Annotated in this window: 20 protein-coding genes; 2 read left to right on the top strand and 18 right to left on the bottom strand. The window is 39.1% G+C overall.

The window, feature by feature from the left end; genetic code table 11:
- Positions 1 to 46 precede the first annotated feature (46 nt).
- From argF to ACIQ2D_RS10950, 4 genes are all read right to left on the bottom strand, one after another.
- Entirely contained in the window at positions 47 to 1,012 is a 966-nt protein-coding gene (argF, locus tag ACIQ2D_RS10965; protein WP_402863751.1) for an ornithine carbamoyltransferase, read from the bottom strand.
- Between the two features lie 253 nt (positions 1,013 to 1,265).
- Entirely contained in the window at positions 1,266 to 2,354 is a 1,089-nt protein-coding gene (locus ACIQ2D_RS10960; RefSeq protein ID WP_402863748.1) for a M42 family metallopeptidase, read from the bottom strand.
- Positions 2,355 to 2,476: 122 nt separating this feature from the next.
- Positions 2,477 to 4,105 (bottom strand): Na/Pi cotransporter family protein, encoded by a 1,629-nt coding sequence (locus ACIQ2D_RS10955; RefSeq protein ID WP_402863745.1) that lies wholly within the window; start codon positions 4,103 to 4,105, stop codon positions 2,477 to 2,479.
- Positions 4,106 to 4,330: 225 nt separating this feature from the next.
- The gene (locus tag ACIQ2D_RS10950) at positions 4,331 to 4,816 is read right to left on the bottom strand and encodes a dUTP diphosphatase (RefSeq protein WP_402863742.1); all 486 of its coding nucleotides are present in this window, start codon (positions 4,814 to 4,816) and stop codon (positions 4,331 to 4,333) included.
- Between the two features lie 95 nt (positions 4,817 to 4,911).
- On the opposite strand from ACIQ2D_RS10950, the gene ACIQ2D_RS10945 reads away from it, so the two are divergent.
- Positions 4,912 to 5,307 carry a sigma-w pathway protein ysdB gene (locus tag ACIQ2D_RS10945; protein WP_402863739.1) on the top strand — a complete coding sequence of 132 codons (396 nt, stop codon included), beginning with the start codon at positions 4,912 to 4,914 and terminating at the stop codon, positions 5,305 to 5,307.
- A 168-nt stretch (positions 5,308 to 5,475) separates the two neighbouring features.
- Here ACIQ2D_RS10945 and ACIQ2D_RS10940 read toward each other — a convergent pair whose 3' ends face one another.
- From ACIQ2D_RS10940 to infC, 4 genes are all read right to left on the bottom strand, one after another.
- On the bottom strand, positions 5,476 to 5,748 hold the full coding sequence (locus ACIQ2D_RS10940; protein WP_402863736.1) for a DUF1294 domain-containing protein: 273 nt from the start codon (positions 5,746 to 5,748) through the stop codon (positions 5,476 to 5,478).
- A 166-nt stretch (positions 5,749 to 5,914) separates the two neighbouring features.
- Positions 5,915 to 6,274, bottom strand: coding sequence for a 50S ribosomal protein L20 (rplT, locus tag ACIQ2D_RS10935; protein WP_402863733.1), 360 nt, complete (start codon positions 6,272 to 6,274; stop codon positions 5,915 to 5,917).
- Between the two features lie 54 nt (positions 6,275 to 6,328).
- The gene (gene rpmI, locus ACIQ2D_RS10930; RefSeq protein WP_402863730.1) at positions 6,329 to 6,529 is read right to left on the bottom strand and encodes a 50S ribosomal protein L35; all 201 of its coding nucleotides are present in this window, start codon (positions 6,527 to 6,529) and stop codon (positions 6,329 to 6,331) included.
- 31 nt (positions 6,530 to 6,560) lie between these two features.
- Entirely contained in the window at positions 6,561 to 7,064 is a 504-nt protein-coding gene (gene infC, locus ACIQ2D_RS10925) for a translation initiation factor IF-3 (RefSeq protein ID WP_402863727.1), read from the bottom strand.
- A gap of 555 nt (positions 7,065 to 7,619) precedes the next feature.
- On the opposite strand from infC, the gene ACIQ2D_RS10920 reads away from it, so the two are divergent.
- The gene (locus tag ACIQ2D_RS10920) at positions 7,620 to 9,302 is read left to right on the top strand and encodes a methyl-accepting chemotaxis protein (protein ID WP_402863724.1); all 1,683 of its coding nucleotides are present in this window, start codon (positions 7,620 to 7,622) and stop codon (positions 9,300 to 9,302) included.
- Between the two features lie 55 nt (positions 9,303 to 9,357).
- Here the strand turns inward: ACIQ2D_RS10920 and thrS are convergent, their stop codons facing one another.
- From thrS to ACIQ2D_RS10870, 10 genes are all read right to left on the bottom strand, one after another.
- Entirely contained in the window at positions 9,358 to 11,292 is a 1,935-nt protein-coding gene (thrS, locus tag ACIQ2D_RS10915; RefSeq protein WP_402863721.1) for a threonine--tRNA ligase, read from the bottom strand.
- 531 nt (positions 11,293 to 11,823) lie between these two features.
- The gene (dnaI, locus tag ACIQ2D_RS10910) at positions 11,824 to 12,753 is read right to left on the bottom strand and encodes a primosomal protein DnaI (protein ID WP_402863930.1); all 930 of its coding nucleotides are present in this window, start codon (positions 12,751 to 12,753) and stop codon (positions 11,824 to 11,826) included.
- Positions 12,754 to 12,777: 24 nt separating this feature from the next.
- Complete coding sequence (locus ACIQ2D_RS10905; protein WP_402863718.1) at positions 12,778 to 14,160, bottom strand: replication initiation and membrane attachment family protein; 1,383 nt, start codon at positions 14,158 to 14,160, stop codon at positions 12,778 to 12,780.
- Positions 14,161 to 14,179: 19 nt separating this feature from the next.
- Positions 14,180 to 14,647 (bottom strand): transcriptional regulator NrdR, encoded by a 468-nt coding sequence (gene nrdR / locus ACIQ2D_RS10900; protein ID WP_402863715.1) that lies wholly within the window; start codon positions 14,645 to 14,647, stop codon positions 14,180 to 14,182.
- Between the two features lie 162 nt (positions 14,648 to 14,809).
- On the bottom strand, positions 14,810 to 15,832 hold the full coding sequence (locus ACIQ2D_RS10895; RefSeq protein WP_402863712.1) for a glyceraldehyde-3-phosphate dehydrogenase: 1,023 nt from the start codon (positions 15,830 to 15,832) through the stop codon (positions 14,810 to 14,812).
- A gap of 219 nt (positions 15,833 to 16,051) precedes the next feature.
- A complete protein-coding gene (coaE, locus tag ACIQ2D_RS10890) occupies positions 16,052 to 16,645 on the bottom strand; it encodes a dephospho-CoA kinase (RefSeq protein WP_402863710.1) in 594 nt (197 codons plus the stop codon).
- A 14-nt stretch (positions 16,646 to 16,659) separates the two neighbouring features.
- Positions 16,660 to 17,532 (bottom strand): bifunctional DNA-formamidopyrimidine glycosylase/DNA-(apurinic or apyrimidinic site) lyase, encoded by an 873-nt coding sequence (gene mutM / locus ACIQ2D_RS10885; RefSeq protein ID WP_402863707.1) that lies wholly within the window; start codon positions 17,530 to 17,532, stop codon positions 16,660 to 16,662.
- A gap of 15 nt (positions 17,533 to 17,547) precedes the next feature.
- Positions 17,548 to 20,175 carry a DNA polymerase I gene (gene polA / locus ACIQ2D_RS10880; protein WP_402863704.1) on the bottom strand — a complete coding sequence of 876 codons (2,628 nt, stop codon included), beginning with the start codon at positions 20,173 to 20,175 and terminating at the stop codon, positions 17,548 to 17,550.
- Between the two features lie 307 nt (positions 20,176 to 20,482).
- Positions 20,483 to 20,731, bottom strand: coding sequence for a hypothetical protein (locus ACIQ2D_RS10875; RefSeq protein WP_402863701.1), 249 nt, complete (start codon positions 20,729 to 20,731; stop codon positions 20,483 to 20,485).
- 174 nt (positions 20,732 to 20,905) lie between these two features.
- On the bottom strand, positions 20,906 to 21,340 hold the full coding sequence (locus tag ACIQ2D_RS10870; protein WP_402863698.1) for a DNA polymerase I: 435 nt from the start codon (positions 21,338 to 21,340) through the stop codon (positions 20,906 to 20,908).
- Positions 21,341 to 21,466: the final 126 nt, after the last annotated feature.

The following is a 21,466-nucleotide window of genomic DNA, read 5'->3' as shown; positions in this document are numbered from 1 at the left end:
CTCTCTTTATATAGTACTTCTCAACCCGAGAAGCATATGTCGAACGTTATGCTAAAATCGAAGCCATTACTGCTTTTTGTGCGTGAAGTCTATTCTCAGCTTGCTCAAAAATATAAGAATTTGGACCATCAATAACAGATGTCGCAACTTCTTCCTCACGGTGTGCTGGTAAACAGTGTAAGAACATGTAATCAGGCTTTGCATGTGCTACGAGCTCATCGTTGATTTGGTAACCTGCGAAGTCTTGTAAACGTTTTGCCGCTTCCTCTTCTTGCCCCATTGACGTCCAAACATCTGCATATACAGCGTCAGCATCTTTGACTGCTTCTATAGGATCATTGGTAATTGTGACTGTACTGCCATTTGCCGCTGCGATAGCTTGTGCCTTTGCAATAACCTCTGTATCACATTCATAGCCAACTGGCGTTGCTACTGCCACGTGCATTCCTACGTGTGCAGAAGCGACTACTAACGAATGCGCCACGTTGTTGCCATCTCCAACATATGCAATTTTAAGTCCTTTTAGTTCACCTTTGTTTTCAGCGATTGTTTCTAAATCCGCTAAAGCCTGGCAAGGGTGATAAATATCTGTTAAACCATTGATCACTGGAATCACTGCATGCTCGGCAAGTTCTTTCACCATTGCATGAGAGTTTGCACGAATCATTATGCCGTCTAAGTAGCCTGATAGCACATGTGCTGTATCATAAATCGATTCACCACGACCAATTTGTAAATCACGTGAATGCATAAACATTGCTTTACCACCCAGCTGATTCATGCCCACTTCGAATGAAATACGAGTACGTGTTGAATGTTTCTCAAAAATCATACCCAGAGTTTTACCTTCTAGTAATTTCGGGCATTTCCCTGCTTTAGTAATCGTCTTTAATTGCGTTGACAACGCTACTAATTGTTGAACTTCTTCACTTGTATAGTCAAGCAGGGTTAGTAAGTCTTTTCCTTTTAAACTAGACACTAACTGTAGCTGCACTTCTTCTAGTAATTTCATCGCTTTCGCTCCTTGCTTTCGTTGCTGTTGAGTTTATTATATACATGCATAAATATAAAATCAACTGAATTTTTATGTTTATTTTAAAAAGTTTGAATTCATACTCAAATTGTGACAAAAACACGTCATTCTGAATTTTTATGCATAATATGTAATTTTGACTTTCATCCAATTTAAAAGCAACGATGGTGTTCTAGCTCAACATGGTCGAACAAAAAAGAGCCTACCTCAGCAGGTAAGCTCTCTTCGTATATCAGTCAAAAATAATTTTATTTACAGCATCACGGTCTAATTTTTTTATCACTTCGACGATTAATTTAACTGCGTTATCGTAGTCGTCACGATGTAAGATTCCTGCATGTGAGTGAATATAGCGTGTTGCAATACCAATTGATAGTGCAGGTATACCGTTTGCAGTAACATGTATAGAGCCAGCGTCTGTCCCACCACCAGCCATCGCCTCAAATTGATACGGGATGTTATTTTCTTCTGCTACATCCAATACAAATTCTCGTAATCCTCGGTGTGATACCATCGATGCATCGTACACGACGATTTGTGGGCCAGCACCCATTTTGCTATTAGATTCTTTCGGTGTTACCCCAGGTGTATCTCCAGCAATACCAACATCGACAGCAAAGCCGATATCTGGTTGGATTTTGAATGTAGACGTTTTCGCTCCACGCAGGCCTACTTCCTCTTGTACATTACCCACTGAATATAAAATGTTCGGATGTTTTTCGTCTTTTAAAGCTTTCATCACATCAATGGCAATGGCACAACCAATTCGGTTATCCCAGGCTTTAGCTAATAAATATTTATCATTTTTCATAACATTGAATTCAAAATATGGCGTCACCATATCCCCAGGACTAACGCCCCATCCAATCACTTCATCCTTAGAAGCAGCACCGATATCAATGAACATATCTTTAATATCTACCACTTTGTTGCGCACTTCAGCCGGTAATATATGAGGCGGTTTAGATCCAATAACCCCGATAATTTCTTCGCCTTTACGTGTTGTAATCGTCACACGTTGTGCCAACATCACTTGGCTCCACCAGCCACCAACAGTTTGGAATTTGATGAATCCTTTGTCATCGATTTGCGTTACCATGAAGCCGACTTCATCTAAGTGACCAGCAACCATAATTTTAGGACCGTTTTCATCTCCTACTTTTTTGGCGATCAAGCTACCTAAATTATCTGTTTCCACTGAGTCCGCATACGGTGCAATATATTGTTTCATCACTTCACGCGGTGCACGTTCGTTACCTGGGATACCATTAGCATCTGTTAAATCTTTAAACATTTGCAACGTTGAATCTAATTGTGTCATGACTGTTCCTCCTACTTCTTATGTCTCTTCTTATTATAATTAGTTTATCGAAATATGCCTAATAAATCGTCTGAAAATTGAGGTAAAAAAAACAAGCATTCCCGAAAGAATGCTTGTTTACCTTACTCTTGTTCGAAAATTGTATCAGCAATGTTGTTGGCATGATCACCAATACGTTCTAAGTTACTGATAATATCCGCAAATACAATGCCCGCTGAACCAGAACAAATACCTTCGTTCAAACGTTTAATATGGCGTTTACGTAATTTACGTTCCATTTCGTCAATACGATTTTCTTGCTCTCTCACTTGCTGTGCTATCGACACATCGCGTGTATCTAGCGCTTGCATTGCTATCGTTACTGTATCAATAACAAGCTTAAACATTTCTTCTAGCTCTTGCATCGCTTCTTGACTAAGTTTTACGCGGTTCGCTTCTTTATAATCAATTAGCTCAACTAAGTTTTCTACGTGATCACCAATACGCTCAATGTCACGAATATTTTCAAGTAGTCCATGATGTAAATGAGAGTTTGCACCTGATAATGATTGTTTCGATAAACTTACTAAATAATCTGTTGTTTTTTGATCGAGGTTATTAATTGCCTCTTCTAGTTGTGCCGCTGTACTTGCCTGCTTCACATCTAGTGTATTTAAATAATCCAGTGATGCTACTAATCCCTGCACACCAAAATCACCCATACGTACAACTTCTTGTTTTGCTTGTCCCAACGCAATAGCTGGAGACTTTGTAATTAATGAATAATCTAAGAACTTCGGTTTATACTCAACAATTGCATCCTCGCCCGGGATTAACTTCGTCACGACGTAAGCCCAAACCCCGATTAATGGCAGTTGAATAAGTGTATTAATAACGTTGAACGTTCCGTGCGCAAAAGCAATTTGCATTTTAGGCTCTAACCCTAATACACCTGAAATCCACAAGATATAATTCGTAAATAGCCCAAGAACGAGCATGAAAACAATGGTACCAACTACATTAAATAATACGTGTGTTGCCGCTGCACGTTTTGCCGCAATAGATGCTCCTAATGCTGCCAATACCGCCGTAATCGTTGTTCCGATATTGTCACCGAAAAGTACAGGTATCGCACCATCAAGCGTTATTAAACCTCCTGCATATAGCTCCTGTAAAATACCTACTGTTGCAGAAGATGACTGTACGATTAGCGTAAAGATCGTACCTACAAGGACACCTAGAATCGGTGAATCACTCATATTTAATGTCAAATCAATAAATGGTTGCCATTCACGTAAAGGCTTCATACCACTACTCATCAACTCTAAACCGATAAATAAGCCCGAGAAACCAAATAATACTTGACCAATATTTTGAATTTTACTTTTCTTAAAGAAAAATAGCAGGACTGCCCCAAGTGCCATAATAGGGTAAGCATATTCCCCAACGTCAATCCCAATGATGAAAGCTGTAATGGTTGTACCAATATTCGCCCCCATAATGACACCAATCGCTTGTCGTAACGTCATAAATCCAGCGCTTACTAAACCAACCGTAATTACAGTCGTCCCTGAGCTAGACTGGATAAGTACTGTTACAAAAATACCGACTAAAACACCCATAAATGGATTTGTCGTAAAACGATCTAATATATCTCTTAAACGGTCTCCGGCTGCTTTTTGCAGACCATCACCCATATATTTAATTGCAAATAAGAAGAGACCTAGACCTCCCAAAAATTGGAAAATCATTTCCTGCCAATTTAACTCCATGTTGACACTCCTTCAAGTTTTATCTCATTTATTATAAAAAAAACTAGCTCTCTGTGCGGTTTTCAGCAGAGTTTTAACATGTTCTTTACATTGCGTTTACAATAAAGCCGCAATTTCGGCAAATTTCTTTATATTTTTATGTTACGCTTAAAGTTTGTGGAATTTTCCTAATATTATAAGAAAAACCTTATGAAACACATTGAATGTATTTCATAAGGTTCTTCGCTAATAGCCTGTACGTTGGCGTTTATAATTTTCCTCATTTTTTTCTACATACGCACGCACCACATCATCAAAGCTAAAACCTAAGTTATAAGCAATTACCCCATAGCATTGCCAAATAGCTAGGTAGCCATCCTTTGTCGGATTGTGGATGAATGTTAAAATATATTCTTGTGTCATTAGGAATGTTTCAGTTAAATCGCGTTTTTCCTCAATTACAGGCCACTTCTCGATTGTCGTAAAGCCTTTTAGTATACCGAGCGATAAAATAAAGTGAATCGAGTCCACATACTCTTCTAAAATCACATCACGTTCAGACGGACCTTTTGTGCTCCAGAACTTGAAACAACGAGTTTCATTGGCAAGTTCCGCAAGTTCTACCATAAGCGCAAGCCCTTTCTCCTTAAATACATCACGTTCAATCTTTTGCGTCTTCTCGATAAAGTCATCTAGCCCTTTTTGCATTTCAAACAGTTTTTGTAAGTTCATTTTTTTCTCCTAAAGTTTTTTTTCTAAAAGTGAAACTAATTGCCCCCCATATTCGTATAGGAAAGAATAACCTTTATACAAGGGGGAAATCTAACATGGTGCCATTACTAATACGACTTGCTGTCATTGCGCTTATTATTTATGTATTTTATAAAGCGATTCGTTATATAACAGATCCAAAGCGAAAACTGGACGAGGCCTACGAAAAAAATCAATATTATTTTTATGATGATGTCAAAAATGTCCGTAAAAACTTCTTTATCTCTTATAAGGGTGCGCTATTTGAAGGTGAAAAATACTTAGGTACCACAGAAGATGCTTTTGAAGTCGTGACAATATTCGTCGGAGCCCGTGACGCCGCTACTTTGCAAGGTCTCACCAAAAAAGACTTCGAATATTTACAACAAGAGATTTTAACGACCTATCCAAATGCAAAAATTAACTGGAAACAACCAATTGAACAACTTATGCGTGATACGTCCTCGAACTGAGGGCGTATTTTTTGTTTATCGGATAGCTTTTGGAATTTATCGGACAACTATATTGATTTATCGACCACATTTTCACTTTTATCGACATCAACCTTACAAACACATCAATTACGACTCGGCGTAATTATTGCTGACGCTTCGCTTTCGCACAGAAAAACACCTCCCTACCTAAAGAGAGATGCCCCATACACGCACAATTAGAAATATTTGCAAGGCTGCTAGTAGTGGAAATCCAAATGCGAAGCTATTATGACGTGTCTTATGGCGAAATAGATACATGCCCAGTACACCGCCAACAGCTCCTCCAGAAATTGCAAGTGTAAATAGTGTACGTTCAGCAATTCGCCACTCCTGCTTTATCGCACGAGATTTGTCCATGCCCATGAAAACGAGCAATACGAGTGACATTACTGCCACATAAGCAAGTAGTGCCTGTGCCATAACTACCTCCATATCTAGAAAAAAGGCTGATGGAAAAATCCATCAGCCTTTTGTTCTCAAAAATTATTTAGCGATTGCTTTTTTCACACCTGCCGCTTGCACTTTCGGTGTGGAAAAGAGAAGCATAGACCTTAAATAAGGTAATACTAGAGCCTAGTACTATTTCTTATTTAGCGATTGCTTTTTTAGCAGCGTCTGCTAATAATGTGAATGCTTGTGCATCAGTTACAGCTAGGTCAGCTAACATTTTACGGTTAACTTCGATACCAGCAACTTTTAAACCGTACATTAAACGGCTGTATGAAAGACCATTCATACGAGCAGCTGCGTTGATACGAGTGATCCATAATTTACGGAAATCACGTTTCTTTTGACGACGGTCACGGTATGCATATTGACCTGACTTCATTACTGCTTGGTTAGCAACTTTGTATAATGTATGTTTTGAACCATAATAACCTTTTGCTAATTTTAAAACCTTTTTACGACGCTTGCGCGTTACTGTTCCGCCTTTTACGCGTGGCATACTAATTACCTCCTGCTTTTCATTTAAAAATGAATGTTATGTTTTTATTCGATCTTATTTTACGTAAGTAAGTAACGTACGGATACGTTTGAAATCACCAGATGTAGCGATTTTAGCTTTACGTAATTTACGTTTAGCTTTTGTAGATTTGTTCGCGAATAAGTGGCTACCAAAAGCACGGTCAAATTTTAATTTACCAGTACCCGTTTTTTTGAAACGTTTCGCAGCTCCACGGTGTGTTTTCATTTTTGGCATGTCGAATTCCTCCTAAACTGTTCGTCTAATATTATTTCTCGTTCTTTGGTTGAAGAACTAAGAACATGCTTCGGCCTTCCATCTTCGGTTTTTGTTCAACCGTAGACACTTCAGCACAAGCTTCAGCAAATCGATCTAGCACACGCTGACCAATCTCTTTGTGTGTAATCGCACGACCTTTGAAACGTAGGCTACATTTAACTTTATCGCCTTTTTCAAGGAATTTGATAGCGTTACGTAGCTTCGTTTGGAAATCATTTTCATCGATAGTTGGGCTCAAACGAACCTCTTTCATCACGATAACTTTTTGATTTTTACGAATTTCGCGGTCTTTCTTTTGCTGTTCAAACTTAAATTTACCATAGTCCATGATACGAGCGACTGGCGGCTTGGCTTGAGGGGCCACAAGGACAAGATCCAAGTTTACACGCGTGGCGATTTCCAACGCTTCATTACGTGTCTTTACACCAAGCTGGTCACCATTATGATCGATTAATCGAAGTTCACGTGCGCGAATACCTTCGTTTACATACATGTCTTTGCTAATAGTAATCCACCTCCAAGTAGTTGTCGCGAATACATGGTTTGGGCAAAGCCTTGCCCGGTTGAACGGTACAACTTCTAGCGTCTGTCCATAAAAAAAAGACGGACATTTTGAAGATGTCCGCCCGCTATATGTGCATACGCCATCAAAGCGTAAAACAATTCAACGTGTCATAACCTTGAAACAACTCAAAATGAGCGTCAATCAGGTGAGAAGCGGGCAGCCTCTACTTCAACCACAAACTTTGTATTCATTAACCTCCACAATAATATCATGTCCTTTTTTGAAAGTCAACTATATTTCCATATTCATTCGATTAATTTTATACTAGTGCATTTTATTGTTCGAATATATTTTCAACATGATTACTTATTTTTTCTTTCTATCTATATAATCAGCACAATTACAAAATTTCATATTTTTCACTTTCGATGAAATTAGATGTCATTCATAGGAAAAACAGCATAATATTATCTTAACATTTCCAATTATTTGATTTACGATAGTATGAACGCCTAAAATAATTAATAAAGCGAGGTAAGGTAAATGTCCATTCGTAAAAAGCTTTTAGTAAGCTTCAGCATTTCTATCATTGTTACAGTACTTGCTTGTACGGTTATTTTTATGCAATTACGTAGTATTGATGCGAAATACAGCAACACAATAGCACTCGGATTGCCACAAATAAATTTAACGTCCGAAATTGAGTATTATACGCTATTGCAAACAGCACAGGTACAAAGCTATTTACTTGGCGATCAAAAAGCACTTGACCAGGTTGAATCATCGCAACAAAAATTGCAAGACATTACAAAAGAATTAAAATCCTTGCTCCAAAGAGAAGAAGTACAGCAAAAGCTGACTGGCGTTGTCCAAGACATAAATATTTTTGAAAAAAGCGTTAACGAAACGATTAATATCAACAATACACAGAATGTAAATGCTGCAATTGACCACTATAACACTGAAGTAAAAGAAAATCGTACACAAACAATTACATCAACAGATGAATTATCTACATTGATTGATACTTTATTTGAAAATGCACAACTTGAGGCCGATAAACGAGCGCAACAAGCTCTGTTTATTGCCATTTTAATTATTATTATCGCTGTTATCATCGGTGCATCAACTTCATTCATGATGAATCGATTAATTGCTATACCATTAAAAAATTTGCAAAGCAACGTACAACAAATTGCTAAAGGTAATTTAACCGTTCCTTCATTAGCTATTAGATCAAACGACGAAGTAGGCCAATTAACGACTTCGTTTAATGCTATGAAAGATACATTAAAAAATCTAATCATGCAATTATCTGACAGTGCAACACATTTAAGTTCTTCTGCTGAAGAATTAAGTGCATCAACTGAAGAAGTAACAGTATCCTCCGTTGAAACGGCACAACGCTCTGAACTTAGTGCTCAAAATACCCTATCTGCAGCACAAACAGCTCAAGAAAGTGCTGTTGCAATGGATGAAACAGCTTCTGCTGTACAGCGTATTGCTGAATCTTCACAAAATCTGCATACAAAAGCATCAGAAACTACAATTATGGCCGATCAAGGCGCAACCAATATCAATTCTGCTAGCAAGCAAATGACAACGATTTACCAATCAACCAAGTTAACGACAGAACTCATTCAAAAGTTAAGTAAGCAATCCGAAGAAATTGAAAGTATTTCTCGCGTGATCACGAGCATTACAGAACAAACAAACCTATTGGCACTGAACGCAGCCATTGAAGCTGCACGTGCAGGGGAACATGGAAAAGGCTTTGCCGTTGTGGCAGATGAAGTACGTAAACTCGCAGTAGAATCGAATGCATCAGCAAGCCAAATTGTCGCATTAACAAATGAAATTCAAACAGATACAAAAAATGTTGAAAAAGCAGTTCGAGAAAGTTTACAAATAGTGGAAGATGGAGTTGGCATCATTAACGAAGCTGGTCTATCATTTAGCCAAATCGAAAATGCAGTAGACGATATGAAATTACAAATTGAAGATATATCTGCCATCACTGAAGAAATTTCTGCAGCAGCTGAAGAAGTAGCTGCTTCAGTCTCTGAAATTGCAATAGCAGCTAAATCTACAGCTGAACAAGCTAAAAGTTCAACAGAAGCTTCACAACAACAATTATCTACATTGCAAGAGATTAGTGCTGTCTCAAATGATTTAAGCACCCGTGCACTGGATTTACAAAATGCGGTCAATCAATTCCGTGTGTAACTATCAAAAAAGACCTCGCTCCTATCTAAAAGGCGAGGTCTTTCACGTGTATCTATTAGAAGCGAGCTACTTCTGCTTTAATATTAGCCAGGAATTCTTCAAAGCTAATTGTTTCTGAATCTTTAGAGCCGTAGCGACGAACATTTACGCCGTTTGCTTCTACTTCTTTGTCCCCGATGACAAGCATGTACGGGATTTTTTTCATTTGTGCTTCACGGATTTTGTAACCAAGTTTTTCTTCACGGTCATCCATTTCAACACGTAAGCCTGCAGCAGTTAATTGCTCTTCGATTTGTTTTGCATAGTCGAAGTGCGCTTCATTGGATACAGGAATTACTTCTACTTGTACTGGTGCTAACCAAGTTGGGAAGGCACCTTTGTACTCTTCGATTAAGAAGGCTACGAAACGTTCCATTGTTGATACAACACCACGGTGAATAACGACCGGACGATGTGGTTTACCATCTTCACCAACGTATGTTAAGTCGAAGCGTTCTGGTAATAAGAAGTCAAGTTGAACTGTAGATAATGTTTCTTCTTTACCAATCGCAGTTTTTACTTGTACGTCAAGTTTTGGACCATAGAATGCAGCTTCACCTTCAGCCTCGAAGTAATCTAGGCCAAGTTCATCCATCGCTTCTTTTAACATACCTTGTGCTTTTTCCCACATTGCATCGTCATCAAAGTATTTCTCAGTATCCGCTGGGTCACGGTAAGAAAGACGGAATGAGTAGTCTTTTAAATCAAAGTCTTTGTATACTTCTTGGATTAATTGAACAACTTTTTGGAATTCGGCTTTAATTTGGTCTGGGCGAACGAATAGGTGCGCATCATTTAACGTCATCCCACGTACACGTTGTAGCCCTGAAACAGCACCTGACATTTCATAACGGTGCATTGTACCAAGTTCAGCAATACGTAATGGTAGGTTACGGTAAGAGTGCTTGCTGTTTTTGTATACCATCATATGGTGAGGGCAGTTCATCGGACGCATAATTAATGTTTCATTGTCCATTTCCATTGGTGGGAAAATTGAATCTTGGTAATGATCCCAGTGACCAGAAGTTTGGTATAACTCTTTTGAACCAAGTACTGGTGTGTAAACATGTTTGTAACCAAGTGATAATTCTTTATCAACGATATATCGCTCAATCACACGACGGATTGTCGCACCATTTGGTAACCAAAGTGGTAAACCTTGGCCAACTTTTTGTGAAGATGTGAATAGCTCTAATTCTTTACCAATTTTACGGTGATCACGTTCTTTTGCTTCTTCAAGCATTTGTAGGTGATGTTTTAGCTCTTCTTTTTTGAAGAAAGCTGTACCGTAGATACGTTGAAGCATTTTATTGTCTGAGTTACCTCTCCAATAAGCACCTGCTAATGATAATAATTTGAATTCACGAAGTTTACCTGTAGATGGTACGTGAATACCACGGCAAAGGTCGAAGAATTCACCTTGATAGTAAATTGACACTTGCTCGTCAGCCGGAATAGCCTCAAGTAATTCTAATTTGTATTCATCATCAATTTCAGTGAAAATCGCCTGTGCTTCATTACGAGAAACATTTTTGCGTTCAATTTCGATGTTTTCAGCGATGATTTTTTTCATTTCTTTTTCGATTGCTGGTAAATCGTCAGCAGTAATTGGTGTTGGTGCATCAATGTCGTAGTAGAAACCACCTTCGATAACTGGACCGATTCCTAATTTCACGTCTGGGAATAGACGTTTTACAGCTTGTGCAGTTAAGTGAGCTGTTGAGTGACGTAGGATTTCAAGCGCTTCTGCATCATCTTGTGTGATAATTGCAATTGTTGCATCCTCTTCGATTGGTGTTTTTAGGTCTACTAATTCACCGTTTACTTTACCTGCGTAAGCTTTTTTGCGAAGCCCCGGGCTAATTGATAAGGCTACATCATCTGTTGATGTGCCTTTTGCAAATTCCTTAACAGCGCCATCTGGGAACGTTAATTTAATCATATCTGACATTTTGTTTGCACTCCTTATTGGGTTTAATTGTTATGCATGATGTGATTGGAACTCTGTGTTCATCTTATGTTGAGCGAATTAGCGTCGGCGTTGAGCGCCCCGGCACCAATGTTGAGCGACCTGACACCAATGTTGAGCGCCTTACCACTAAAGTCGAGCGTTCCACCACCGATGTTGAGCGATCTACCACACAACTTGAGTGACCAACATCAAAATCACTCAAAAAAAACAAAAAAGCCCCGTCCCTAACGAAAGGGACGAAGCGTATGCTCGTGGTTCCACCCTTCTTCCTTCCGACTAAAAAGTCAGACGAAGCTCAAGGCTAGCTAACGGGCTAGTACCGGCGAAAGATTATTCCCTCTCGCTGCTCAGTAGGTAGTAAATCAAATGTTCACACTAGGAAGCTTACAGCCAATGACTTCCCTCTCTACAAGTAGATACACAAGATCCATGTCCTCATCAATGCATTTCAATGATATATATTATATGTGACAGTATACGCTCGATTGTCGCAAAATGCAACCTGCAAAATTACCCTCGGCGATTTTTCCCACCCATTTGTACAGGCTCGGTTATTGCCTTAATGCGCTCCATAATACGCGCAGCTTTCACGACCTCTAAATCACCCTTTTGCGATTGTGCTAAATGATGCTCTAGCTCATCGTAGTTAAAATTTGACGTAATAAAGGTCGGCAACTGCTCTGCCATACGGTAATGGAAAATCGTACCGAGTATTTCATCACGTGTCCAAGCCGACATTGTTTCTGCTCCTAAATCATCGAGCATTAACACAGGTGCTTTTTTCACGTAATCAACTTTTTCTTGCAACGTATTATCACCAATGGCATTTTTCATTTCTCGTAAAAATTCTGGCACAAATACGACTACAGATTTCACTTTAAGCGTCGCCAGCTCATTTGCTAATGCACCTAAAACAAAAGACTTACCAACGCCAAACTGACCATATAAATAAAGACCCTTTGTTGGTAATTTTCCTGTCTCGCGTGTTTTTTGAACAAAATCAGCAGCACGATTTGCAATATCTACACGTGAATAATCATCGATGAATAAATCACCAATCGTTGCTTGTAGCACGTCTTTTGGCATATGCATACTAGCAATCATATTAGCGACATCACGGCGATCATCTTCACGTATTTTTTGCTCGCATCGTACGTAATCGATTTCCACAGTATTGCGCACTGTTCGTAATTTTGGAATAAAACCCTCTAAGTTATTTGTGCAATGTGCTGTATTGTCACAGCCACAGCACTCCGTAGATTGACTAATGAATTCATGCAGCTTTGGTAAATTACGTTCGATCGCATCATAGCTAAGTTCCTCCATATGTTCAGCTAAAAAATCCTGCACACGTGGATTTTCTAAGATTTCTCGTCGCATCGCCTCGTAACGTTCTTGAAAAGATGGTACCTTCACTGCGCGTTGCAGCGGTCCATTAATTGGTTCCACGGTTATTCACCTGCCTTACTTTTGTTGATTGCCTAACTTGTCTAATATTTTTTGTCGTTCCTTTTCAAAATCCGTACCGCCAGTATTCGTCGTTTCTGCCGGTACTTCTTCTGATTTCTCATTACGCTTATAAAACCAATCGGGCACTTTCTCCTCGCGGCGATTAGTCGTACGTCCTTTTGTATAATTACTACTTTTGGCTGGCGTTTGCGGCTTGTTTTTCCAGGCTGTGTATTTATCATGCTCTTGGCGTGCAAGCTCCATAGCCTCTTTAGCTGTTTTTAAATTTTTCCGCACCCAATGGTCAGCAATTGTCTCCACGTACTTTTTCGGTAGCTTCATGTCAGTCGTTAACATAACATACTCCAATAAAGCGTTAACCACCCCGATAGGCATACCGTGCTGAACAATCAAGCTATCTGCAAGCTGTACAGACGTTTGTAATGGTTCTTTGCCATTATTAATATCACGCAGCACTTGCACAGGCGGTGTTGTCTCTAAATAATGTTGTAATTCCTGGTCTTTTGTCATTTGAGCCTTTTCTTCGACGCTCGGCGTATCATACACACGTGCAAGCTTTGGCGGTTCCTTAGAAACTGTCAGCTTATAATAGTCAGCTGCTGCTTTGCGTAATCGTTCCAATGAAATACCTAAATCATCATCGAGGGCTAAAATTACAACCTTTTGCATATCTAGCGCTGTTAAATGATACAAGAAGGCAAGCTTTGCAATCGCTTCACGCACCTCAAGTGTTAGTAAACTCGACGGTACCAACTGCTCAGACAGCCCTGCCTGCAATAAACCAAAGTCGAACTGCTCAAAATAGAAAGGATAGGTTTTTTGTGACTGCCCTTTTATGCCATCGTCACCTTGTAAATCAGCTGGGATATTCGTACTTACCGGCTTAAATACATCGATAAATGCACGCGAAACATCCTTGTATGACGCCTCCCTAGCAGGTAATATAAAACGCTGACGCAACTTACGATACGCCTGCTCTCCAATTTTGCTAAACAAGAACATTGATAACAAAGGATCCTTCAAAAAGCTATCCGCATCAAGTGGACGTGCTAGTTCATATAAAAAGGATCGTTGCCCTTCAATTTCTTTTTTCCACGTACGTAACAAACCAATTGCCTCTAAAGCAACACGTGCCTCAAATACTTTGCCAATAGGCATGCCAAGTACATTCATTAAATAATAATGTGATTGATGTTGTGTCTTCATTTGCTCGGCCTCTGCCCACAATGTCAAATACAAACTAATCGGCTCAGCACCCGTTAAAGGCTGATAAAACAATGTCACCAGCTGTCGTTCCTGCGTTGAAAGCGCATGAGGTAAGCGAATGTCAAAAGTATCCGCTGGCTGCAACTCCTTATACAAATGAACCAACGTCATTCACCCTCTCTTTGCCACATTATTTTTGCTCAGTTTGTCGTTGGATAATTTCTTTTAACTCCTCAATAAATACGTTAATATCTTTAAATTGACGGTAAACAGATGCAAAACGGACATAAGCAACCTCATCAATTTTCGCTAAGCGGTCCATTACCATTTCACCGACATCTTCAGAACGCACCTCTGCATTTCCGATACGGCGTAAATCTTTTTCAATTGCTAGCACCATTCCCTCTAACACTTCAAGTGAGACAGGGCGTTTTTCGCACGCACGAATTAAACCACGTAATACTTTCTCGCGGCTAAACTCTTCACGTGATCCTTCTTTTTTCACAACTACTAATGGCGTTTCTTCAATTTTTTCGAACGTTGTAAAACGGAAGCCACACGACTCACATTCACGACGTCTTCGTATTTCCTTATTATCATCTACAGGCCTCGAATCCACTACACGTGTTCCGTTAAATTGGCAAGATGGACATCTCATATATTTACTCCCCTGATTTTCCTACAATTTAGTATACCTATTATAACAAAATTTCCCCCGTGGACAAAATCACTTTCATTTCCGAAGTCTAGCACACTTACTTAAATAAAAAAACACACCGAAATCAAAAGGATTTCAGTGTGTATTCATACTACATATTTATTATGCGTTAACTGTTTCTAATGCTACTGAAACTTTTTTCGCAAGATCTACTACACGTGCAGAGTAACCCCACTCGTTATCGTACCAAGCAAGTACTTTTACTTTGCGGTTAGCCATAACGATTGTAGAAAGACCATCTACTGTAGATGAGAAAGTTGTTGTATTAAAGTCTGCCGATACAAGCGGCTCCATTGTGAAGTTTAAAATCCCCTTCATTGGTCCTTCAGTAGCTGCTTTTTCAAATGCAGCATTTACTGATTCTACTGTTACATCCGTATCTAAATCAACAACAAGGTCAACAAGAGAAACGTTTGGAGTTGGAACACGTAGTGCCATACCATGAATCTTGCCATCTAGCTCAGGTAATACTAGTTTTAAAGCTTTTGCAGCACCCGTTGATGTTGGGATGATTGACTGTGCGCAACCACGCGCGCGACGTAAGTCTTTATGTGGATTATCAAGATTTTTTTGATCATTTGTGTATGCATGAACAGTTGTCATTAAACCGTTGTTAATGCCGAATGTGTCATTTAATATTTTTGCTACTGGTGCTAAGCAGTTAGTTGTACAAGAAGCGTTTGAAATCACGTCATGTTTTTCAAGGTCAAGTAATTCGTCATTAACACCTAATACTACAGTGATATCTTCGTTTTTACCTGGTGCTGTTAAGATAACTTTTTTTGCGCCCGCTTCTAAGTGCATTGCCGCTTTTTCACGTTCGTTGAATTTACCAGTTGCTTCAATAACGATATCTACGCCCATTGCTGCCCATGGTAATTGTAATGGATCACGTTCGCTAATAATTTGTACGCGTTTACCATTTACCATTAGTGCATCGCCTGCTGTTTCAATTGTACCTTCGAATGTTCCGTGATTTGTGTCATACTTAATCAAATGTGCTAACGTTTCAGCCGGGTAGCTGGCGTTAATCGCAACGATATTTAAATCCTCCTGTACAATCGCTTGACGGAAAACCATACGTCCGATACGTCCGAAACCATTAATAGCAATAGATACTGTCATTTATAAATCCTCCTGTGAATACGTTTTCATATTAATTATATACTATACGAAATTAGTATAACACAATTTTAAAAAAGATGAACATTAAATACGTGCATTAGAAAAGTTCTTATTTTCTGACAAATATTGTAGCATTTTTCTCTTCAAAACTTATGCACTTTTTTTGTCTTTTAATATTAAAAAAAATGCGTAGCGATGATTTTTCGCTACGCACCCAAACTAAATAATTTCCCATTGACTAAGAATTTTTTTCAGTTGTTCTTCCGTTTGTTCTAGTGTTTCATTATTATAAATAACTGCATGCGCACCCTTTTCCTTCATAGAAACCGGCAATTGTGAATGAATGCGAGCAAGTGCATCTTCTTTCGATAATGCGTTACGTTCCATTAAACGACGTAGTTGCACTTCTTCAGTGACCGACACCACTAAAATACGCTCCACAAAATTCTGTAATTTACTTTCAAATAACAATGGAATATCCATCACGACATGCTTTTCACCTGCCGCTAAAAATGCATCACGTTGACGAATCATTTCTTCACGAATGGCCGGGTGCATGATCTCATTTAAGATTTTTCGTTTAGCAGGTTCGTGAAAAATAATATCGCCAAGTTTCGCCCGATTTAAATTACCGTCTTCTAGTAAAATATCATCCCCAAAGTTGCTGGCAATTTTCCCGAGCGTCTCTGTACCTGGTTCTACAACAACACGTGCGACAACGTCCGCATCGACAATAGGTAGTCCCAGTTCTGTCATCATTTTCGCTACTGTACTTTTTCCGCTTGCAATACTTCCTGTTAATCCGATAATCATAAGCTTAATCCCCTTTAATGTTGACAATTTGGGCAAAAGACAGACGTGCGTCCTCCAATTGTCATTTGACTCGTCTCTGTCCCACACGCTGGGCACACCTTTTTGCCGTACATTTGAAGCCGATTTTGCATACTACCAGCCTCACCATTAATATTGCGATAATCTGAAATCGTTGAGCCGCCCGCTTCAATACTTTGACGCAACACAGCTACAACTGTGTCAAATAACGCACGCTTGCTTTTTTCGCTAATACGATTCATTTTTCGAGCAGGGTGAATTCTCTCTGTGAATAGAGCTTCTGTAGCGTATATATTGCCGCAGCCCGATATCACTTGCCCATCCATAATCACTTCTTTGACAGCCTTTTTTTCATATTTCGGCAATAACGATTTCGCAATGAAATAATCACTAGCCTCATCATCAAAAGGCTCCGGTGCCATTTTGGTTAGCGGCGCATGATCTTCTAGATTTTCTAAAAGGCGCAGCTCCCCAAATCGACGAATATCCGAATAAATTAAATATCCCCCGTCCATAAAACGGAATGTTGCATGAATATGCTTTTTGAACTTTACTTCACTTATATCTTCTGGCGAATCGACGACAAACCATGCACCAGTCATACCTAAATGACTCACCAAAAAATAAGGTACATCCTCTTTCAATAAATGAAAAAATATATATTTTGAACGACGTACAACTTTCGTAATTGTCATTTGATTAAGTGCCGCTTCAAATGCATCTGGCTCAGCTTGTTTGACGATGCATTGCTTACCTTCACTAAAACCTAAATGAATCGTCTCCGACAACTTAACACTTTCAATTGTTCGTCCCTCGATTTCTGGTTTCAATGCCCTTACAACACCTTCTACCTCCGGTAATTCAGGCATACAGTTTAAGCCTCCTTACTTCGCTTCGTACCAAGTTGCGCCGTAGTTGACGTCCACTTTTAATGGCACAGCAAGCTTAATCGCATTTTCCATAACTTCTGGTACGATTTTTTCTAGCAATGCTAATTCTTCTTGTGGTGCTTCAAAAATCAACTCATCGTGTACTTGTAGTAGTAATTTCGCTTGCATATTTTCTTTTTTCAAGCGTGCATCCATATCAATCATCGCTTTTTTAATAATATCTGCCGCACTACCTTGAATCGGTGTATTCATCGCTGTACGTTCCGCAAAACTGCGCAAGTTAAAGTTCGAGCTCGTAATATCCGGTAAATAACGACGGCGATTTAAAATCGTCGTCACAAAGCCATTGAATTTCGCATCCTGGATGATATTGTCCATATAGCCTTTTACACCTGGGAAGCTCGCTAAATATTTCTCAATAAATACCGCTGCATCTTTACGTGTGATGTCTAAGTTTTGCGATAAACCATAATCACTAATCCCGTACACAATACCAAAGTTAACTGCTTTTGCCGCACGACGCATATCGCTATCCACTTCGTCTGCAGCTACGTGGAACACATCCATCGCTGTACGTGTATGAATATCCATGCCTTCACGGAAAGCTTCTACTAAGTTTTTATCTTCTGACATATGCGCAAGCACTCGTAGTTCGATTTGTGAGTAATCGGCAGAGAACAAAATCCAGTTTTCATGAGATGGCACAAACGCTTGGCGAATTTTACGCCCTTCCTCTAAACGGACAGGGATGTTTTGTAAGTTCGGATCTGTTGAACTTAAGCGACCAGTTGACGTTAATGCCTGCTGGAAACGTGTATGCACTTTGCCGTCTGCTTCATGAATTTCTTTTAGTAGACCTTCAATATATGTCGATTGCAGTTTTCCTAACTGACGATACAACAGAATATGCTCAATGATGGCATGCTCTGGCTTTAGCTTTTCTAAGACATCTGCTGCTGTAGAATAACCTGTTTTTGTCTTTTTAATAACAGGTAGGCCTAGTTTATCAAAGAGAATAACGCCTAGTTGCTTCGGTGAATTAATATTAAACGCTTCGCCAGCTTCCGCATAAATGTCCTGCTCAATGACCGTCAGCTTATCACCTAATTCTTGACCCATCTTTTCAAGTGTTGCTCGGTTGACCGTAATCCCTTCACTTTCCATCTCACTCAAAATCGATGCAAGTGGTAGCTCTAGGTTTTTATATAAATCAAATTGTTCGTTTTCGCGTAAAAGTGTTTCAAGTTTTGGTTGCAACGTCCAGACAGCAAATGCTTTACGACTTACATGTTCTGCAAGTACATCTTGCGCTGGCACAGCACGCTTAGCACCTTTTCCGTAAACCGACTCATTTGCCTGCACATCACGGTAGCCAAGATCTCTCGCAAGTGTCGCCACATCATCACCACTAAGAGAAGGGTTATTAATGTATGAAGCAAGCAATAAATCAAACTCGACCCCTGCAAGCTTGATGCCAGCACGTTTTAACGCTGCTTGAGACGCTTTTGAATCTGCCATATATTTAGTTTTCGTTGCATCTTCTAACCAAAGTCGTAATGTATCTGATTTAGCAGCATGCTCAAATGGCACATAAAAAGTATCCGTTCCATCTGTTAGAGCTAGTCCGAGTTGCTGACAAGTATGGTAATGCTCGTCCTCAAGCTCTATATGGACAGCCATCGTATCTTTTAACATATCAGGCTTTACATCTTCTACAATATCGTATTCGAATGGTGCACGCTCTTCTTCCTCGACCGCAAAATCACTTTTCTCGATCAATGATTTAAAGCCAAGCTCCTGCCATACATTGATCAATTCTTCCTCATTAGGTCCATTGTAAGCAAGGTCAGCAAGTGTCACCTCAATTGGTGCCTCTGTGAAAATCGTCGCTAGCTTCTTACTCATAATCGCCTGCTCTTCATTGGCCACAAGCTTTTCTTTCATTTTTGATGCTTTTAATGTGTCAATCGCCGCATATAACGCCTCAACTGAGCCATGCTCTTTTAACAACTTCACCGCTGTCTTTTCACCAACACCAGGTACACCAGGGATATTATCGGAAGCATCACCCATTAAGCCTTTCATATCGATAATTTGTAACGGTGTTAAGCCATACTTTTCTTCGATAAATGCAGGTGTATTTTTCTCAATTTCCGTAATGCCTTTTTTCGTAATATAAACTGTCACCTGTTCTGTCGCAAGTTGTGTTAAGTCACGGTCACCCGATACGATAATGACGTCCATATTTTCTGATGCCGCTTCTTTTGCTAATGTACCGATAATGTCATCTGCCTCGTACATTTCAAGTTCATAACGCTTAATCCCATATGCATCAATCAACTTACGAATATATGGGAATTGCTCTGATAATTCTGGCGGTGTTTTCTGACGGCCACCCTTATATTCCGTGAACGTATCATGACGGAAAGTTGTCTTGCCAGCATCGAATGCCACCAACATTTTTGTCGGTTGCTCTTCTTCTAATATCTTTTGTAGCATCGTCGTAAAGCCATACGCTGCATTCGTGTGAATTCCACTATCATTTGTTAAAAGGGGCAACGCGAAAAATGCGCGGTACGCCAAACTATTACCGTCTAGCAATAGTAACTTATCTTTTGTCATCTCATATCCTCCTGAGTTCTCATCTCTTCTTATTGTAAAACGAAAACGTATGTTTGAAAATGCTTCTCTCCCCCTACTTTATCGGGAAAATATACTTTTTACCAATCATATGAGCGGATATAGGGAAATTAGGGATGTGTGATAGTAACTGTGAATTTATCTCCTTTAATATAGAAGCGAGTTAAAACTCTTTCTCACTACCTAATTCGAATTCATTACATTAAAAAAGGCAAAAGTAGACTGTTTCACCTTTTACCCTTTTAACTCTATTCTTTTTCAGAGGTGCCAAAGCACACTATTAGATATCCTAATCCTTCTTTAACTCCGACTTCTTTTTTCTTTTAGTATCTCTTTTCATTAAATAACTTTTAGTTACACTAAAAGTTATTCCTGTAGAACATATCAACACTTGTAGAATACCGCTTGTCTTTCCCACTTTCACCCAATCGTATATAAACCAAATTAATAAGGCTGCCAGTACCATAGCAAGCGTGAACCTTGCAGCTTTTCCATCATAATCAATACAATCCTCTTGTTTTTCATCATCTTTCTCCATGTACATACCCCATTCTTTTTATACGTATACATTCGTAAAATCCTATAGCAAAGACTATTCATATTTGAGCATATCGTTTTGTTGATAACACATTCATTACTATTTCTCTACAAATCCCAAAAGACCTTTTTAACAAAAAAAGAGCCGATTGCACGTAACAATCGACTTCTTCTCTTAATGACTATTTAGTTCATTTGTTTTGTCTTCGCGATAAAAAATCTCTTCATAAATAACCGTCATGATAAATGCATTCATGAAAGCAAACACTAAAAACAACGGCATACCACCTAGTTCCGGCTGCGTAAGTTCTGTACTAAATACCATTACCATACCAATTTGTGCAAGGAAGAAAATGAAACCAATCCCAACTTGCCAAATAGGACGCTGATCTTTACGTTTCTCGTACCAAAACAGTTTTTTAAACACTTTACGTACATCTTCTGCAAGAACAAGACCTAACAAAAATACAACAACAAAAAATACAGGTATATGATAAATACTCTTCGTCACCCACTCAAACTCTGTCAGGCGGAAAAATAGAGTAAAGAACGATGAGATACTACAAGCAATCCCTAGATTTTGGAGCCATGTGCTAATTATTAATTTCACAACAATTACCCCCATACATCTCTTTTAACATCATAATTTTATCAAAAAATAGCACTCTATTAAACACCTTATTCAAAATTCACTCTAACAAAAAAGTGGAAATCTCGTACTCTTCATGTACGAAAA

This window comes from Lysinibacillus sp. NPDC097287, assembly GCF_044761695.1.
In the GTDB taxonomy this organism is placed as follows: domain Bacteria; phylum Bacillota; class Bacilli; order Bacillales_A; family Planococcaceae; genus Lysinibacillus.
Note: the sequence above shows the minus strand (reverse complement) of the source record. Positions and strands in the feature narration are given on the sequence as shown.

Coding starts and splice junctions, on each gene's coding strand:
- argF (WP_402863751.1), bottom strand. CDS start 1,012: ATGAAATTACTAGAAGAAGTGCAGCTACAGTTAGTGTCTAGTTTAAAA.
- ACIQ2D_RS10940 (WP_402863736.1), bottom strand. CDS start 5,748: ATGGCACAGGCACTACTTGCTTATGTGGCAGTAATGTCACTCGTATTG.
- ACIQ2D_RS10955 (WP_402863745.1), bottom strand. CDS start 4,105: ATGGAGTTAAATTGGCAGGAAATGATTTTCCAATTTTTGGGAGGTCTA.
- ACIQ2D_RS10875 (WP_402863701.1), bottom strand. CDS start 20,731: ATGGAGAAAGATGATGAAAAACAAGAGGATTGTATTGATTATGATGGA.
- ACIQ2D_RS10960 (WP_402863748.1), bottom strand. CDS start 2,354: ATGACACAATTAGATTCAACGTTGCAAATGTTTAAAGATTTAACAGAT.
- mutM (WP_402863707.1), bottom strand. CDS start 17,532: ATGCCTGAATTACCGGAGGTAGAAGGTGTTGTAAGGGCATTGAAACCA.
- ACIQ2D_RS10945 (WP_402863739.1), top strand. CDS start 4,912: ATGGTGCCATTACTAATACGACTTGCTGTCATTGCGCTTATTATTTAT.
- infC (WP_402863727.1), bottom strand. CDS start 7,064: ATGTATGTAAACGAAGGTATTCGCGCACGTGAACTTCGATTAATCGAT.
- ACIQ2D_RS10950 (WP_402863742.1), bottom strand. CDS start 4,816: ATGAACTTACAAAAACTGTTTGAAATGCAAAAAGGGCTAGATGACTTT.
- ACIQ2D_RS10895 (WP_402863712.1), bottom strand. CDS start 15,832: ATGACAGTATCTATTGCTATTAATGGTTTCGGACGTATCGGACGTATG.
- coaE (WP_402863710.1), bottom strand. CDS start 16,645: ATGATTATCGGATTAACAGGAAGTATTGCAAGCGGAAAAAGTACAGTA.
- polA (WP_402863704.1), bottom strand. CDS start 20,175: ATGACAAAAGATAAGTTACTATTGCTAGACGGTAATAGTTTGGCGTAC.
- rplT (WP_402863733.1), bottom strand. CDS start 6,274: ATGCCACGCGTAAAAGGCGGAACAGTAACGCGCAAGCGTCGTAAAAAG.
- thrS (WP_402863721.1), bottom strand. CDS start 11,292: ATGTCAGATATGATTAAATTAACGTTCCCAGATGGCGCTGTTAAGGAA.
- nrdR (WP_402863715.1), bottom strand. CDS start 14,647: ATGAGATGTCCATCTTGCCAATTTAACGGAACACGTGTAGTGGATTCG.
- ACIQ2D_RS10905 (WP_402863718.1), bottom strand. CDS start 14,160: ATGACGTTGGTTCATTTGTATAAGGAGTTGCAGCCAGCGGATACTTTT.
- rpmI (WP_402863730.1), bottom strand. CDS start 6,529: ATGCCAAAAATGAAAACACACCGTGGAGCTGCGAAACGTTTCAAAAAA.
- ACIQ2D_RS10920 (WP_402863724.1), top strand. CDS start 7,620: ATGTCCATTCGTAAAAAGCTTTTAGTAAGCTTCAGCATTTCTATCATT.